The 20,095-nt window shown below is 60.6% G+C and carries 2 protein-coding genes; both read left to right on the forward strand.

The features are described 5' to 3' along the window. Positions 1-14: 14 nt before the first annotated feature. A complete protein-coding gene (locus tag FEM41_RS16370) occupies positions 15-18,542 on the forward strand; it encodes an Ig-like domain-containing protein (protein WP_168198814.1) in 18,528 nt (6,175 codons plus the stop codon). Further along, complete coding sequence (locus tag FEM41_RS16375; RefSeq protein WP_138097265.1) at positions 18,542-20,071, forward strand: TolC family protein; 1,530 nt, start codon at positions 18,542-18,544, stop codon at positions 20,069-20,071. The genes FEM41_RS16370 and FEM41_RS16375 overlap by 1 nt, the downstream gene beginning before the upstream one ends. Positions 20,072-20,095 lie beyond the last annotated feature (24 nt).

Genomic DNA, 20,095 nt, shown 5'->3' on the forward strand with positions numbered 1-20,095 from the left:
CAAAGGGAAAAAATATGGATGCTATGGTGAAAGTAAATGTTCGGGGACCCCAGGGGATTATCGCTTCTCACGACGTCGTGACAGGTAAGAATGCAGCACTGGTCATTAAAGTGCCTCAGCATGGTCATTTCAATATTGAGCTTATCGATGAGCAGACAGGGCATGCTCCGCAGGTGATCATGACCAAGCGTGTCGGCGATAATCTGGTACTGGTATTTGAAGGCGATGACGAAAATGGCTCTGATGTCATTCTTGAAGATTATTACCAGAATGAAGATATCCATTTGATCGGTGAAGCTGAAAATGGCCAGTATTACGAATTTATTCCAACAACGGGGGATGTGGCAGATTATCCCCCGGCTCTGGCTGATGGCAGTTCCAGTGAACAGGTTCTGGGCGGTGAAGGTTCTTCTCTGGCAGATCCGGCGGCGGATAATCAGCATTTTGCCTGGCTGCCCTGGATTATCTTTGGCGGCGGTGCTCTTGGCATGGCCGGCGCTGCGATTGCATCAAATAGTCATGGGCACGGCCATAGCGATGAAGCCCGTGAAATCACGATCGCCATTCATCCTGCCAGTGACGCCGACAAGGACGGGCGACCGGAGTTTTCCGGCTCTTCTTCCAGTCCTAATGCGACAGTAGAAATTACTCTACCGGACGGGAGCCGCGTTACCACAACTACCGATGAAAACGGTAACTGGGCGATAGAGTCACCGAATTCTCAGCCGAACGGTACCATTATCGTGACTGTTACGGATTCTGAGGGTAATAGTGGCTCCGCTTCTGGAAACTACCATGATAACACCGCGCCTGAGGTGCCGATCATCAATGCCAATGACGATGACCAACTGGCGGGCACCGCTGAGCCGGGTTCCACCATTACGGTGACGGACCCAGCGACAGGGGAAGCCACAACGACCGTCGCCGATGATAAGGGTAACTGGAGTATTCAGCCGAATCCGATAAGTGAGGGGGACAGCAATGTTACGGTGGTTGCGCAAGACCCGGCAGGCAATGTTTCTCCTCCTTTGGTGATTGAACGCCCTGATGTCACTTTACCGGACAATATCACTTCTGGCCTGGTCGCGGACTCCCTGGGGCTAAACGATGATGTTGCTCCGATCATAGGAACGATTGCTGATGGCGGGGTAACGAATGATACTCGCCCGACTTACTCTGGTAAGGCCACGGCGGATATCGATCACGTCAATATTTACGATAACGGTAAACTGGTTGGCAGCGCGGTCGTGGATAGCGATGGAAACTGGAGCTTCACGTCGAAAACCAGTCTGGCAGAGGGTTCTACTCATGAGTATACCGCGGCGGCCGTTGACCGCGCTGGTAATGAAGGCCCACGTATAAGTGGTACCAGCGATGCTGGATGGAGTTTTACGATCGATAGTTTGCCGCCAGATAACAGTTCTTCTGGCATTGTGGCGGGCAGTATCACCCTGACCGACGACAGGGAGCCGGTGACCGGGGAGATCACCGACGGCAGTGCGACCAACGATACCCGTCCGACCTACAGCGGGCAGGCCACGGCGGATATCGACCATGTGAATATCTACGACGGCGGCACGCTGCTCGGCAGCGCGGCGGTGGACGGCGACGGCCACTGGCGCTTTACCCCGGACAGCGATCTGGCGGAAGGCCGCCACGAGTTCACCGTCTCGGCGGTGGACGCCTCCGGCAATGAGGGGCCGCAGCTCTCCGGGACGGATGACGCGGGCTGGAGCTTCACCCTCGACGCCACGGCGCCGGATAACAGTACCTCCGGCATTGTGGCGGGCTCCATCACCCTGACCGACGACAGGGAGCCGGTGACCGGCCTCATTACCGACGGCAGTGCGACCAACGATACCCGTCCGACCTACAGCGGCCAGGCCACGGCGGATATTGACCATGTGAATATCTACGACGGCGGCACGCTGCTCGGCAGCGCGGCGGTGGACGGCGACGGCCACTGGCGCTTTACCCCGGACAGCGATCTGGCGGAAGGGCGCCACGAGTTCACCGTCTCGGCGGTGGACGCCTCCGGCAATGAGGGGCCGCAGCTCTCCGGGACCGATGACGCGGGCTGGAGCTTCACCCTCGACGCCACGGCGCCGGATAACAGTACCTCCGGCATTGTGGCGGGCTCCATCACCCTGACTGACGACAGGGAGCCGGTGACCGGGGAGATCACCGACGGCAGTGCGACCAATGATACCCGCCCGACCTACAGCGGGCAGGCCACGGCGGATATCGACCATGTGAATATCTACGACGGCGGCACGCTGCTCGGCAGCGCGGCGGTGGACGGCGACGGCCACTGGCGCTTTACCCCGGACAGCGATCTGGCGGAAGGCCGCCACGAGTTCACCGTCTCGGCGGTGGACGCCTCCGGCAATGAGGGGCCGCAGCTCTCCGGGACCGATGACGCGGGCTGGAGCTTCACCCTCGACGCCACGGCGCCGGATAACAGTACCTCCGGCATTGTGGCGGGCTCCATCACCCTGACCGACGACAGGGAGCCGGTGACCGGGGAGATCACCGACGGCAGTGCGACCAACGATACCCGTCCGACCTACAGCGGCCAGGCCACGGCGGATATCGACCACGTGAATATCTACGACGGCGGCACGCTGCTCGGCAGCGCGGCGGTGGACGGCGACGGCCACTGGCGCTTTACCCCGGACAGCGATCTGGCGGAAGGCCGCCACGAGTTCACCGTCTCGGCGGTGGACGCCTCCGGCAATGAGGGGCCGCAGCTCTCCGGGACGGATGACGCGGGCTGGAGCTTCACCCTTGATGCCACGGCGCCGGATAACAGTACCTCCGGCATTGTGGCGGGCAGTATCACCCTGACCGACGACAGGGAGCCGGTGACCGGGGAGATCACCGACGGCAGTGCGACCAACGATACCCGCCCGACCTACAGCGGGCAGGCCACGGCGGATATTGACCATGTGAATATCTACGACGGCGGCACGCTGCTCGGCAGCGCGGCGGTGGACGGCGACGGCCACTGGCGCTTTACCCCGGACAGCGATCTGGCGGAAGGCCGCCACGAGTTCACCGTCTCGGCGGTGGACGCCTCCGGCAATGAGGGGCCGCCGCTCTCCGGGACGGATGACGCGGGCTGGAGCTTCACCCTCGACGCCACGGCGCCGGATAACAGTACCTCCGGCATTGTGGTGGGCTCCATCACCCTGACCGACGACAGGGAGCCGGTGACCGGGGAAATCACCGACGGCAGTGCGACCAACGATACCCGTCCGACCTACAGCGGGCAGGCCACGGCGGATATCGACCATGTGAATATCTACGACGGCGGCACGCTGCTCGGCAGCGCGGCAGTGGACGGCGACGGCCACTGGCGCTTTACCCCGGACAGCGATCTGGCGGAAGGCCGCCACGAGTTCACCGTCTCGGCGGTGGACGCCTCCGGCAATGAGGGGCCGCCGCTCTCCGGGACGGATGACGCGGGCTGGAGCTTCACCCTTGATGCCACGGCGCCGGATAACAGTACCTCCGGCATTGTGGCGGGCAGTATCACCCTGACCGACGACAGGGAGCCGGTGACCGGGGAGATCACCGACGGCAGTGCGACCAACGATACCCGTCCGACCTACAGCGGCCAGGCCACGGCGGATATTGACCATGTGAATATCTACGACGGCGGCACGCTGCTCGGCAGCGCGGCGGTGGACGGCGACGGCCACTGGCGCTTTACCCCGGACAGCGATCTGGCGGAAGGCCGCCACGAGTTCACCGTCTCGGCGGTGGACGCCTCCGGCAATGAGGGGCCGCCGCTCTCCGGGACCGATGACGCGGGCTGGAGCTTCACCCTCGACGCCACGGCGCCGGATAACAGTACCTCCGGCATTGTGGCGGGCTCCATCACCCTGACTGACGACAGGGAGCCGGTGACCGGGGAGATCACCGACGGCAGTGCGACCAATGATACCCGCCCGACCTACAGCGGGCAGGCCACGGCGGATATCGACCATGTGAATATCTACGACGGCGGCACGCTGCTCGGCAGCGCGGCGGTGGACGGCGACGGCCACTGGCGCTTTACCCCGGACAGCGATCTGGCGGAAGGGCGCCACGAGTTCACCGTCTCGGCGGTGGACGCCTCCGGCAATGAGGGGCCGCCGCTCTCCGGGACCGATGACGCGGGCTGGAGCTTCACCCTCGACGCCACGGCGCCGGATAACAGTACCTCCGGCATTGTGGCGGGCAGTATCACCCTGACCGACGACAGGGAGCCGGTGACCGGGGAGATCACCGACGGCAGTGCGACCAACGATACCCGTCCGACCTACAGCGGCCAGGCCACGGCGGATATCGACCACGTGAATATCTACGACGGCGGCACGCTGCTCGGCAGCGCGGCGGTGGACGGCGACGGCCACTGGCGCTTTACCCCGGACAGCGATCTGGCGGAAGGCCGCCACGAGTTCACCGTCTCGGCGGTGGACACCTCCGGCAATGAGGGGCCGCAGCTCTCCGGGACCGATGACGCGGGCTGGAGCTTCACCCTCGACGCCACGGCGCCGGATAACAGTACCTCCGGCATTGTGGCGGGCTCCATCACCCTGACCGACGACAGGGAGCCGGTGACCGGGGAGATCACCGACGGCAGTGCGACCAACGATACCCGCCCGACCTACAGCGGCCAGGCCACGGCGGATATCGACCACGTGAATATCTACGACGGCGGCACGCTGCTCGGCAGCGCGGCGGTGGACGGCGACGGCCACTGGCGCTTTACCCCGGACAGCGATCTGGCGGAAGGCCGCCACGAGTTTACCGTCTCGGCGGTGGACGCCTCCGGCAATGAGGGGCCGCAGCTCTCCGGGACGGATGACGCGGGCTGGAGCTTCACCCTCGACGCCACGGCGCCGGATAACAGTACCTCCGGCATTGTGGCGGGCAGTATCACCCTGACCGACGACAGGGAGCCGGTGACCGGGGAAATCACCGACGGCAGTGCGACCAACGATACCCGTCCGACCTACAGCGGCCAGGCCACGGCGGATATCGACCACGTGAATATCTACGACGGCGGCACGCTGCTCGGCAGCGCGGCAGTGGACGGCGACGGCCACTGGCGCTTTACCCCGGACAGCGATCTGGCGGAAGGGCGCCACGAGTTCACCGTCTCGGCGGTGGACGCCTCCGGCAATGAGGGGCCGCCGCTCTCCGGGACGGATGACGCGGGCTGGAGCTTCACCCTCGACGCCACGGCGCCGGATAACAGTACCTCCGGCATTGTGGTGGGCTCCATCACCCTGACCGACGACAGGGAGCCGGTGACCGGGGAAATCACCGACGGCAGTGCGACCAACGATACCCGTCCGACCTACAGCGGGCAGGCCACGGCGGATATCGACCATGTGAATATCTACGACGGCGGCACGCTGCTCGGCAGCGCGGCAGTGGACGGCGACGGCCACTGGCGCTTTACCCCGGACAGCGATCTGGCGGAAGGGCGCCACGAGTTCACCGTCTCGGCGGTGGACGCCTCCGGCAATGAGGGGCCGCAGCTCTCCGGGACCGATGACGCGGGCTGGAGCTTCACCCTCGACGCCACGGCGCCGGATAACAGTACCTCCGGCATTGTGGCGGGCTCCATCACCCTGACTGACGACAGGGAGCCGGTGACCGGGGAGATCACCGACGGCAGTGCGACCAATGATACCCGCCCGACCTACAGCGGGCAGGCCACGGCGGATATCGACCATGTGAATATCTACGACGGCGGCACGCTGCTCGGCAGCGCGGCGGTGGACGGCGACGGCCACTGGCGCTTTACCCCGGACAGCGATCTGGCGGAAGGCCGCCACGAGTTCACCGTCTCGGCGGTGGACGCCTCCGGCAATGAGGGGCCGCAGCTCTCCGGGACCGATGACGCGGGCTGGAGCTTCACCCTCGACGCCACGGCGCCGGATAACAGTACCTCCGGCATTGTGGCGGGCTCCATCACCCTGACTGACGACAGGGAGCCGGTGACCGGGGAGATCACCGACGGCAGTGCGACCAATGATACCCGCCCGACCTACAGCGGGCAGGCCACGGCGGATATCGACCATGTGAATATCTACGACGGCGGCACGCTGCTCGGCAGCGCGGCGGTGGACGGCGACGGCCACTGGCGCTTTACCCCGGACAGCGATCTGGCGGAAGGGCGCCACGAGTTCACCGTCTCGGCGGTGGACGCCTCCGGCAATGAGGGGCCGCAGCTCTCCGGGACCGATGACGCGGGCTGGAGCTTCACCCTCGACGCCACGGCGCCGGATAACAGTACCTCCGGCATTGTGGCGGGCAGTATCACCCTGACCGACGACAGGGAGCCGGTGACCGGGGAGATCACCGACGGCAGTGCGACCAACGATACCCGTCCGACCTACAGCGGCCAGGCCACGGCGGATATCGACCACGTGAATATCTACGACGGCGGCACGCTGCTCGGCAGCGCGGCGGTGGACGGCGACGGCCACTGGCGCTTTACCCCGGACAGCGATCTGGCGGAAGGGCGCCACGAGTTTACCGTCTCGGCGGTGGACGCCTCCGGCAATGAGGGGCCGCAGCTCTCCGGGACGGATGACGCGGGCTGGAGCTTCACCCTCGACGCCACGGCGCCGGATAACAGTACCTCCGGCATTGTGGCGGGCAGTATCACCCTGACCGACGACAGGGAGCCGGTGACCGGGGAAATCACCGACGGCAGTGCGACCAATGATACCCGCCCGACCTACAGCGGGCAGGCCACGGCGGATATCGACCATGTGAATATCTACGACGGCGGCACGCTGCTCGGCAGCGCGGCGGTGGACGGCGACGGCCACTGGCGCTTTACCCCGGACAGCGATCTGGCGGAAGGCCGCCACGAGTTCACCGTCTCGGCGGTGGACGCCTCCGGCAATGAGGGGCCGCAGCTCTCCGGGACCGATGACGCGGGCTGGAGCTTCACCCTCGACGCCACGGCGCCGGATAACAGTACCTCCGGCATTGTGGCGGGCTCCATCACCCTGACCGACGACAGGGAGCCGGTGACCGGGGAGATCACCGACGGCAGTGCGACCAACGATACCCGTCCGACCTACAGCGGCCAGGCCACGGCGGATATCGACCACGTGAATATCTACGACGGCGGCACGCTGCTCGGCAGCGCGGCGGTGGACGGCGACGGCCACTGGCGCTTTACCCCGGACAGCGATCTGGCGGAAGGGCGCCACGAGTTCACCGTCTCGGCGGTGGACGCCTCCGGCAATGAGGGGCCGCAGCTCTCCGGGACCGATGACGCGGGCTGGAGCTTCACCCTCGACGCCACGGCGCCGGATAACAGTACCTCCGGCATTGTGGCGGGCTCCATCACCCTGACCGACGACAGGGAGCCGGTGACCGGGGAGATCACCGACGGCAGTGCGACCAACGATACCCGTCCGACCTACAGCGGCCAGGCCACGGCGGATATCGACCACGTGAATATCTACGACGGCGGCACGCTGCTCGGCAGCGCGGCGGTGGACGGCGACGGCCACTGGCGCTTTACCCCGGACAGCGATCTGGCGGAAGGCCGCCACGAGTTCACCGTCTCGGCGGTGGACGCCTCCGGCAATGAGGGGCCGCCGCTCTCCGGGACGGATGACGCGGGCTGGAGCTTCACCCTCGACGCCACGGCGCCGGATAACAGTACCTCCGGCATTGTGGCGGGCAGTATCACCCTGACCGACGACAGGGAGCCGGTGACCGGGGAGATCACCGACGGCAGTGCGACCAACGATACCCGCCCGACCTACAGCGGGCAGGCCACGGCGGATATTGACCATGTGAATATCTACGACGGCGGCACGCTGCTCGGTAGCGCGGCGGTGGACGGCGACGGCCACTGGCGCTTTACCCCGGACAGCGATCTGGCGGAAGGCCGCCACGAGTTCACCGTCTCGGCGGTGGACGCCTCCGGCAATGAGGGGCCGCCGCTCTCCGGGACGGATGACGCGGGCTGGAGCTTCACCCTTGATACTACTGCTCCTGGCGCGGATGCCTTTGAAACGGGCAGTATCACCCTGAACGATGATGTGAAGCCTCTCACTGGTCCGATTGCCGATGGCGGCACCACTGATGATACCCAGCCAACCTATGCGGGTAAGATTACCTCTGATGGTCTGGCGGGCGGTATCGACCACGTGAATATCTACGACGGTAGCACGCTGCTCGGCAGTACGACTGTAGATCAGAGCACCGGAGCCTGGAGCTTTACGCCAGAGATGGCGCTGGCCAGCGGCAATCACACACTGACTGTTTCAGCGGTGGATGCTGCCGGTAACGAAGGGCCGAAGGTTTCGGGTACCGATGATGATGGTTGGGATTTCAATTTGTTGACCAGCGCGCCAGCCCAGCCGTCTATTGAAAGCGTGATAGACGATCGGACTCAGGGTGATGAGGTCGATACGGGCACGCTTCAGAAGGGTCAGGCAACAAACGATGCCACGCTGACGCTTAACGGGAGTGCTGCTGAGGGCATGATCGTGAAGATCTGGGCTACGGATAGCGACGGCAATCGGGTTCAGGTAGGTGAAGGAACTGCCGATGAGAATGGCCGCTGGAGTATCACTACCGACGAACTGGGGGCCGATGGTCGCTATAGCCTGAGCGCCACGGCGGTGAATGCCTCGGGTATCTCTTCGGCAGAAACCGGCGTCTTCCCGGTGGTGCTGGATACTGTCGCGCCGGATGCGGCTATTGCCGTACTCAACGACGATCAGGGGGATATTCAGGATCCGGTAGTGGCCGGCGGGGTAACGGACGATCGTTCTCCGACCTTGAGTGGCACTGGCGAGGCAGGGGCCACCGTCAGTGTATATCTGGATGGTGACAGCACCTCAGCAGGCAGCGTGGTGGTCAATAGCGACGGAAGCTGGATACTGGCGCTGCCCGCGCTAGAGGATGGCGCGCATAGCTATCAGACCAAAGTTACCGATACGGCGGGTAATGAAACCCGCAGTGAAGCGGTGAACTTCACCGTGGATAGCAGCAGTGTTGCCATCACTATCGATCAGGCCAATGATAACGTGGGTAGCATTACGGATGCGGTGCTGAATGGCGGGCTGACCGACGACAGTACGCCTGAATTGCAGGGAACGACAATTGCCGGAGCTAGCGTGACGGTGAAAGATGTGGATGGCAAGGTCCTGGGCACTGCCATAGCGGATGCGAATGGTTTGTGGAAATATCAGCTGGATAGGGTGACGGACGGCGAGCACAGCTGGACGGCGGAAGTGATCAATCATGCGGGCAATACGGCTCAGGCTGGCATTACCCTGACGGTAGACACCACGGCGCCCGCCGCGCCGACCATTATCACGATGACCGATGATGTGGGTACACTTCAGGATATTATCACCTCTCCGGGCAAGGTGACGGACGACCCGGCACCGACGTTTGCCGGTACGGCAGAAACTGGTAGCACCGTTACGATCTATGACGGCGACACGGTTTTGGGTTCAGTGACTGCCGATAAAGACGGTAACTGGAGCTATACACCGACGACGAATCTGGTGGATGGCGAGCATCATATTACGGCCACCAGTACCGACGAAGCCGGTAATGATAGCGCTCATAGCCCGGTATGGGACTTTACGCTGGATACCGTAACCAGCGCTCCGGTTATCACGACCAATACCACAGAGGAAATTAGCGGTACTGCGGAGCCTGGGGCGACGGTAACGATCACCGATCCGTCCGATGGTAGCGAAACATCGGTAACGGCGGATGAGAACGGGAACTGGAGCATTCAGCCCAATCCGCTGGAGACGGGTGACAGCAGTGCCAGCGTAGTGGCTACCGACCAGGCAGGAAACAGCAATTCCACCATGGTTGATGGTCCGGCGGATACTACACCTCCGGATAACAAAACCTCCGGCATTGTGGCGGGCTCCATCACCCTGACCGACGACAGGGAGCCGGTGACCGGGGAAATCACCGACGGCAGTGCGACCAACGATACCCGCCCGACCTACAGCGGCCAGGCCACGGCGGATATTGACCACGTGAATATCTACGACGGCGGCACGCTGCTCGGCAGCGCGGCGGTGGACGGCGACGGCCGCTGGCGCTTTACCCCGGACAGCGATCTGGCGGAAGGCCGCCACGAGTTCACCGTCTCGGCGGTGGACACCTCCGGCAATGAGGGGCCGCAGCTCTCCGGGACGGATGACGCGGGCTGGAGCTTCACCCTCGACGCCACGGCGCCGGATAACAGTACCTCCGGCATTGTGGCGGGCAGTATCACCCTGACCGACGACAGGGAGCCGGTGACCGGGGAAATCACCGACGGCAGTGCGACCAACGATACCCGCCCGACCTACAGCGGCCAGGCCACGGCGGATATTGACCATGTGAATATCTACGACGGCGGCACGCTGCTCGGCAGCGCGGCGGTGGACGGCGACGGCCACTGGCGCTTTACCCCGGACAGCGATCTGGCGGAAGGGCGCCACGAGTTCACCGTCTCGGCGGTGGACGCCTCCGGTAATGAGGGGCCGCCGCTCTCCGGGACGGATGACGCGGGCTGGAGCTTCACCCTCGACGCCACGGCGCCGGATAACAGTACCTCTGGCATTGTGGCGGGCAGTATCACCCTGACTGACGACAGGGAGCCGGTCACCGGGGAGATCACCGACGGCAGTGCGACCAACGATACCCGCCCGACCTACAGCGGGCAGGCCACGGCGGATATCGACCACGTGAATATCTACGACGGCGGCACGCTGCTCGGCAGCGCGGCAGTGGACGGCGACGGCCACTGGCGCTTTACCCCGGACAGCGATCTGGCGGAAGGGCGCCACGAGTTCACCGTCTCGGCGGTGGACGCCTCCGGCAATGAGGGGCCGCAGCTCTCCGGGACGGATGACGCGGGCTGGAGCTTCACCCTCGACGCCACGGCGCCGGATAACAGTACCTCCGGCATTGTGGCGGGCTCCATCACCCTGACCGACGACAGGGAGCCGGTGACCGGGGAGATCACCGACGGCAGTGCGACCAACGATACCCGCCCGACCTACAGCGGCCAGGCCACGGCGGATATCGACCACGTGAATATCTACGACGGCGGCACGCTGCTCGGCAGCGCGGCGGTGGACGGTGACGGCCACTGGCGCTTTACCCCGGACAGCGATCTGGCGGAAGGCCGCCACGAGTTTACCGTCTCGGCGGTGGACGCCTCCGGCAATGAGGGGCCGCAGCTCTCCGGGACCGACGATGAAAGCTGGAACTTTAGCTTGCTGACCAGCGTGCCGGATCAGCCGTTGATTGACGCTGTGATGGACGACCACACCCAGGGTGAAGATGCTGATACGGGTAACCTTCAGAAGGGGCTGGCGACCAATGATGCGACACTGACCCTGAAAGGTAGCGCGACAGCAGGAATGATTGTGACGATTTGGGCTACGGACAGCGACGGCAATCGGGTTCAGGTGGGTGAAGGAACGGCGGATAACGATGGTCGCTGGAATATCACCACCGACGAACTGGGGGCCGATGGCAACTATGATCTGAGCGCTACGGTGGTGAACGCGGCTGGTGTCTCTTCTGTGGAAAGCGAGCGTTTCCCGGTGGTGCTGGATACTGTTGCGCCGGATGCGGTTATTGCCGTACTGAATGACGATCGGGGCGATCTACAGGAGCCGGTGACGGCTGGCGGCGTAACGGACGATCGCCTGCTAACCCTGAGTGGTACCGGCGAAGTGGGAGCCACCGTTAGCGTGTATCTGGACGGTAGTAGTACCCCGGCAGGCAGCGTAGTGGTCAACAGCGACGGAAACTGGACGCTGGCATTACCTGAACTGGCTGATGGTGCGCACAGCTATCAGACTAAAATTACCGATACGGCAGGTAATGAAACCCGTGCTGAAACAGTGGAATTCACTATCGATAGCAGCAGTGTTGCCATCACTATCGATCAGGCCAATGATAACGTGGGTAGCATTACGGATGCGGTACTGGATGGCGGGTTGACCGACGACAGTACACCAGAATTACAGGGTATAACCAGCGCCGGAGCAACTGTAACGGTGAAGGATGCAGAGGGTACGGTGCTGGGAACCGCGATAGCGAATGCGGATGGCCTGTGGACGTTCCAACTGGATGAGGTCGCTGACGGAGAGCACAGTTGGACGGCGGAAATCACTAATGCTGCGGGCAATACCGCCCGGGATACCATCACCCTGACGGTAGACACCACGGCGCCTGCCGCACCGGTTATCACCAGTCTGGGCGATGATGTAGGAAGCATTCAGTTTGTTTCCCCGGTGCAGGGCAACGTTACTGACGATCTGACTCCGACCCTGACCGGCACGGCGGAAGCTGGCGCCATCGTCACTCTTTACGATAGCGGGACTTTCCTGGGCAGTATGGTGGCCGATTCAGACGGTAAATGGAAATTCACTCCGGACGCTGACCTGACGGAGGGCACTCACAGCATCACCGCTACGGCGACAGATGCCGCAGGTAACGTTAGTGAGGTGAGCTCAACCTGGGACTTTATTCTGGATGTTACCGGGCCAAACGTGGGTATTTCAGGCAATGCGGCTGAATCTTTATCGGGATCATCGGAACCTGGCGCCATTATTACGGTGATTGATGCTGCGGGAACGAAATACACTACAACCGCCGATCAAAACGGCAGTTGGATTCTTGTGCCTAACCCCATTGCAGCAGGGGAGTCCGGGACAATTTACGCCATCGATCCGACCGGTAACCAGGGCGATCCAGTCGCTTTCCAGGGAGCCGCGCTTGGTAGTTATGACCTGATGAATGAAAGTGTGCAGGTTAACTCGACCACCGAAAACGATCAGGCAAACCCCACCACCACCCGGTTGGCCGATGGCCGTATTGTGGTGATCTGGCAGAGCACATCGGCTGGCACGATTGGCGGACTGGGAGCGCAAACCGATGTTTATATGCAGCTGTATGAAGCCGATGGCGTGCATAAGATCGGTACCGAGCAGCAGGTAAACCAGCGAACCGCAAATAACCAGGACAGCCCGCAGGTAGTGGCGCTGGCCGATGGCGGCTTCCTGGTGGTGTATGAGTCCTATAACGGCGGTCTGGACAGCGGCGATGGCGTAATCGCGCGTCGCTATGGTGCGAACGGCGAAGCGGCGACGGATGAGTTCCTGGTCAATGTGACCACCAGCGGCAACCAGAACTCACCGGGAGCCATCGCGCTGGAGGATGGCGGCTACATTATCACCTGGCAGGACCAGAACAAGAGTATCGTGCAGCGAAGCTATGACGCCGATAACGCGCCGACCAGCGACGAGGTGGTGGTTGCCAGCGGCAGTGGTATGGGGGCCTCCGGTGGTCCGGAAATGGCGACATTTACCGATGAAGCGCACAACGGAATGTATATCACCGTCTGGAACGCCACGTCGGGCCCGTCGGACAGTAGCTACACAGGGGTTGTCGGCCAGATTTTTGATGCTGAGGGCAAGGCGCTGGGTAACGCTTTCCAGGTGAACACCACCATGGATGCCTACCAGAACTATCCCGATGTTATTACCCTGGCCGATGGTAGCTTCGTGGTGTACTGGGATACCAATGATTCCGGCGCCAACGGTTCAGACGTCCGTGCGGTTCACTATACGGTAGATGCCAGCACGGGGGCGGTCACGGTACAGGGCAGCGGCGACTTTATCGTCAACACCTACAGTGACGGCAAGCAGTACAAACCGGTCGGCGTGGCGCTGGAAGATGGCGGCTATCTGATTATCTGGGGCTCAGACGGTGGTGATGGCGATGGCTCGGCAATCTACGCGCAGCGTTATGATGCCAGCGATAACAAAGTGGGACGTGAATTTATCGTCAACACCACCACGGCGGGCAATCAGGGGACCGGCGGCGACTCCAGTGACGTGACGCATATTCTGGACGCCACGCTGATGGCGGATGGCAGCGTCTATGTCACCTGGCAGTCGGATAACGTGGACGGTAGCGGTATGGGCGTGGAAGGGATTGTGATTGATCCTGATTCGTCCTACTACTCTGAATCCACCGTAAATACCGCCATCACTGGTGACCAGACTCTCTCTTCCGTTTCCGCGTTACCCGGTGGGGGCTCTATCGTAGTCTGGGAATCCACCAGCGGTGATGGTTCGGGAACCTGCATCAGGGGACAGATGCTGGATGCTCAGGGGCAGCCGATCGGCGGTGAGTTTACGGTCAATTCCACGACCAGCGGCGATCAGTTAACGCCTCAGGTGACCGTGCTGGCGAATGGCGATTTTGAGGTGGTCTGGAGCAGCGGCACTTATATCAAAGGGCAGAAATTTTCTTATGCCTATGATTCCAGTGGCAATATCTCAGGGGTGGTGACCTCGGGAACTGAGTACAACATTAACAATGGTACTGACGCCAGCAATCAAGGTTACCCGGAGATCGCGACCCTGAATGATGGTGGCTATATGGTGGTCTGGCAGGCAACGGTTAATGGCGTCTGGGTCGTCTATGGTCGCCAGTACGATGAAAACGGTTCACCGGTAACGGCGCAGACGGTGCTGGCTACCACGACGTTGGATGGTCCATGGCTGTTGGGAACGGGCGACTGGAACCCGCTACCGTCGGTGACAACACTGGCGGATGGCACCGTGGCTATCGCTTATACGACCAAAGGTGATGGCTACGATATCACCACGTTACTGTATAACCCGGAAACCCATACCACCAGTTCCCTGGGCGTGGTAAACCAGACGACGGCCAGCAACCAGGCTTCACCCGTGATTACCGCGCTGGGTAACGGCAACTATGTCGTGACATGGGACTCAGACAATAACAACGGTCCGGATCAGACGGGTTATAGCGTATGGGGGCGCATCTATGATGCGAGCGGTCAGGCTGTTACTGACGAGTTCATCATCAATACCGCCACTTCGGGCGATCAACATCTTCCTATCGTAGTCAGTCGCGCCGACGGTAGCTTTGTTGTGGTGTTCGTTTCCGGTACTGATAGCGCTCCAGGGGCCGACACTTATGGTATTTACGCCCAGTATTTTGATGCGAGTGGTCATAAAGTCGGTCAGCAAATGCAGATCAACCAACTGAGCTGGGGCGACCAGGTGGAAGTGGATGCCTCCTTCCTGGAGGGCGGTCAGCTGTATGTGACCTGGACCGATGAAGGGGTTGGCGATGGCGATGGTTCTGCGATTAAGGGGCGGGTCGTCGATCTGGTGGAAACGCTCGGTCTGGAGCAGGAAACTGCAGGGAATGACGATCCGACAATCATCGACTATCAACCTGCAGCCACCACGGACAGTGATACTCTGCCGCCCAACGTAGGGATTTCAACCAATACCGGAGACAAACTGGGGGGCCAGACAGAGCCTGGCGCTACTGTCACGGTAACGGATGCTGACGGTAAGACGTATACCGCTGTTGCAGACAGTAGCGGGGTGTGGAGTATGGAGCCTAACCCACTGTCTGTCGGGGAGCAGGGCTATATTACTGCGGCGGATAAGAGTGGTAATGAGAGTTCGCCAATTCTAATCAAAGGTACTGCGCTGGATGGTTATGATCTGCTGGATCAGAGCATGCAGGTGAATACCACTACCGAAAGCGATCAGGCAAACCCCACCACCACCCGGTTGGCCGATGGCCGTATTGTGGTGATCTGGCAGAGCACATCGGGTGGCACGATTGGCGGACTGGGAGCGCAAATCGATGTTTATATGCAGCTGTATGAAGCCGATGGCGTGCATAAGATCGGTACCGAGCAGCAGGTAAACCAGCGAACCGCAAATAACCAGGACAGCCCGCAGGTAGTGGCGCTGGCCGATGGCGGCTTCCTGGTGGTGTATGAGTCCTATAACGGCGGTCTGGACAGCGGCGATGGCGTAATCGCGCGTCGCTATGGTGCGAACGGCGAAGCGGCGACGGATGAGTTCCTGGTCAATGTGACCACCAGCGGCAACCAGAACTCACCGGGAGCCATCGCGCTGGAGGATGGCGGCTACATTATCACCTGGCAGGACCAGAACAAGAGTATCGTGCAGCGAAGCTATGACGCCGATGACGCGCCGACCAGCGACGAGGTGGTGGTTGCCAGCGGCAGTGGTATGGGGGCCTCCGGTGGTCCGGAAATGGCGACATTTACCGATGAAGCGCACAACGGAATGTATATCACCGTCTGGAACGCCACGTCGGGCCCGTCGGACAGTAGCTACACAGGGGTTGTCGGCCAGATTTTTGATGCTGAGGGCAAGGCGCTGGGTAACGCTTTCCAGGTGAACACCACCATGGATGCCTACCAGAACTATCCCGATGTTATTACCCTGGCCGATGGTAGCTTCGTGGTGTACTGGGATACCAATGATTCCGGCGCCAACGGTTCAGACGTCCGTGCGGTTCACTATACGGTAGATGCCAGCACGGGGGCGGTCACGGTACAGGGCAGCGGCGACTTTATCGTCAACACCTACAGTGACGGCAAGCAGTACAAACCGGTCGGCGTGGCGCTGGAAGATGGCGGCTATCTGATTATCTGGGGCTCAGACGGTGGTGATGGCGATGGTTCGGCAATTTACGCGCAGCGTTATGATGCCAGCGATAACAAAGTGGGACGTGAATTTATCGTCAACACCACCACGGCGGGCAATCAGGGGACCGGCGGCGACTCCAGTGACGTGACGCATATTCTGGACGCCACGCTGATGGCGGATGGCAGCGTCTATGTCACCTGGCAGTCGGATAACGTGGACGGTAGTGGTATGGGCGTGGAAGGGATTGTGGTTAATCCGGATGCAGCCTGGTATTCCGAGTTTACGGTGAACACCACGACCTCCGGCGATCAGACTAACCCGACTGTGGTAGCCCTGACAACCGGGGGGCTGTTTGAAGTGTGGGTATCTGCCAGCGGTGACGGTTCCGGTACCAGTATTAAAGGTCAGATGCTGGATGCTCAGGGGCAGCCGATCGGCGGTGAGTTTACGGTCAATTCCACGACCAGCGGCAATCAGTTAACGCCGGTCGTGTTGGCAAACGGCAATATCGAAGTTATCTGGACCAGTCCGGCTTCAGGCAACGTCAACTATATCAAGGCCCAGCAGTATACCTACACCTATGATCACGACGGGAATGTGAATGGTTTAACGGCGGTCGGCGCTGAGTACAACATCAGTTCCGGAGTCGGTGCTACGGGCCAGGCCAATCCTGAGGTGACCGCGCTGGCGGATGGCGGTTATATGGTGGTCTGGGAGGCGGTGGTGAATAGCGAATACACCATCTATGCCCGCCAGTACAATGCTGAGGGATCCCCGGTGACCGGCGAGATGGCTATCGCTTCAACGGGGCTAACGACGGGCCTGCTTGGGAACAGCGCGTCCTGGAGCTCCTATCCTTCGGTAACGCAGTTGGATAACGGTGATGTGGCGATTGCCTATGCCATACATGGAACGGGCTATGACGTGAGCGTGGTCTCTTACGATACGGTCACTCATACGGTGAGCGGCGCCTCTGTCGTTAACCAGACGCTCAGCGGCGACCAGGCTTCGGCTAGCGTCAGTGCGCTGGATAACGGTAACTATGTGGTTACCTGGGACTCCTCTGACAATAGTGGTCCGGATCAGAATGGTTATGGCGTGTGGGGGCGTATCTATGGTGCAAGTGGTAATGCCATCACCAGTGAGTTCCTGATCAATACCGTGACCGCCGGCGATCAGCAACTGGCCCAGGTGGTCAGTCGTGCCGACGGCAGTTTCGTGGCCGTTTTTGTTTCGGCCAGTGATGCGGATGCCGGTGTGGGGACCGATGGTATCTACGCTCAGTACTTCGATGCCGATGGTAATAAAGTCGGACAGGAGTTCGAAATCAACCAGTTGACCTATGGGGAGCAGGTTGACGTTAATGCCACCTTTATGGAAGGCGGGCAGCTGTATGTCACCTGGACCGATGAAGGCGTAGGCGATGGCAGTGGTTCGGGCATTAAGGGACGTATCGTCGATTTGGGGGAAACCCTGGGGCTGCCCGATGACGGTGAAGGGGTGACGAGCATTGAGTATCAGCCTGCGCAGTATTACGTCAATGGTACAGAGGGGAATGATTCGCTGGATGCGCGTGGCGCGATTTCCGTCGATGCGAAAGAGGGCAATGACACCATCTTTATCAATAGTACAAATTTCACCGGCATTAGCGGAGGGGAAGGTCACGACACACTAGTATGGGATTCAGGTAATAACCTGGAGCTGGGCTCTGTTTCTTCAAAAATTAGTGCCATCGAAGTTATCCATATGGGAAACAACTCAGCACAAACGCTGGTAATTAGCGCTAGCGATATCCTTGAAATGACCCGGGATAATGGTGACCAGTCGCATACGCTGTATATTACCGGCGATGATGGTAATTCTAATTCAAATGGAGCTAAGGATACCGTCAATATAGATAAGTCAGAATGGACTAATTCTTCGTCTCAGACCGAGGATGGCGTCACTTACGATGTTTATGTCCATAACGATGACTCTACGGTGAAACTGATGATTCAGCACGGCATGAATGTTCTTTAATGGGAAGCGGCGGTGGCTTCGGCCACCGCTTATCCGGGATGTTTCAGGCTATTGATGGCCTGAAGGACTTAAGTGACAAGGAATTTATGAAACGGTTAATTCGCTTAAATCGTTCGGCCTGTTCTCTGCCGAAGATCGTTATTTCATTGGTTGCATTAACCCACTGCATGCAAGCGAATGCGACCGAGTTTCTTGATGTTATTCGTATGACAGCAAATCATCCAGCCGTACTTTCCGCACAGAATAGTGCCGGTGCGGCTTTGTTTGATGTCGATGTTGCGAAAGCGCCAAATAATTTTCAACTTAGCGCTGGAGTAAGCTCTACAGGATATTCTGGACAGCCGGGCTATGAAAACAACTTTATTTCTCCACATGTTAAGGTCAGCAAGGTTTTATACGACCATGGCCGCACTGATGATTCCGTTAAGGGGAAAGAGGCGGAGTATCAAATGCAGCGCGCGCAAATCAATGTGCAGCGCGAAACGCTGAATCAGCAGGCACTATCCTTATACACCACGGCAGTGACCTATGTTCGGGTGATAAATGTGCTGGATCAGGAGGTGGAGGCGCTTCAGGAACTGCTGAACAGGGTAAAGAATATTGCCAGTATAGATCCAGGGCGTGCTTCGGAAGTTAACCAGGTCGCCACCCGGTTGAGTTCGGTTATCGCCAGTCGGGAATCTAGCAATATAGCGCTCCAGCAGGCCTGGCAACAGCTTGTGCTGTTGGTGAATCAGCCCGTTACGCTGACCAACGATCTGCCGGATTTGAAAAAGGCGGGCCTGCTGCCCGTCACGCTTAACGTCGCCCAGAAGGCGTTGGCGGATAATCCCTCCTATGTGGCGGCTCGTTATCAGCGCGACGCGGCGACATCTGCGGTTCAGGTGGCCTCCAAGTGGAATCGCCCGACCTGGAGCGTGCAGGTGACGCTCGACAGTCCGCGTACGCATGGCGAGTTGGAACCGTTTAAGGCTGCTACGCTGCAGGTGAGCAGCGATATGAGTCTGTGGGATGGCGGATCGGGAATGGCCACGGCCAAAGGTGCCGTCCAGCGCCTGTCTTCCGCTGAACAAAATATGGATGCCACGCTTCTGACGCTGAAACAGCAGCTCGGACAGCTTTGGGTCTCGCTGCCGCTGCGTGAACGGCAGATTGCAGCGCTGTCCCGGCAATCTGCTTCAGCGCTACAAACCTGGAAAGCGGGAGAAACCCAGTTTTTTTCCGGACAGCGTCCCCTGACCGATCTGATCTCCTTCGCCACGGATTACTACTCAAGCCTGGCCAGCTATGAAGAGCAGCGGGTGCAGTATGTGGCCACTCAGTGGCAGATTGTGGCTTCGCTCGGGAAGTTAACCGATCTGGCGAAAAATGTGCGATCGCTACCGTCGTCGTCCTTGCCGACAGTAAAGAGCGAACCGGGTCGTTCAGAAATGATGTACGGCTCGCTGACGACAGCAAGCACGGGTGATGCCACTGCGGTAACCCGCCACCAGATTACAGGCCATGATGGTCTGGGTAAATGGCCATAGTGAGAACAGATTAGGGACAATGTA

This window comes from Jejubacter calystegiae (assembly GCF_005671395.1).
Taxonomy (GTDB): domain Bacteria; phylum Pseudomonadota; class Gammaproteobacteria; order Enterobacterales; family Enterobacteriaceae; genus Jejubacter; species Jejubacter calystegiae.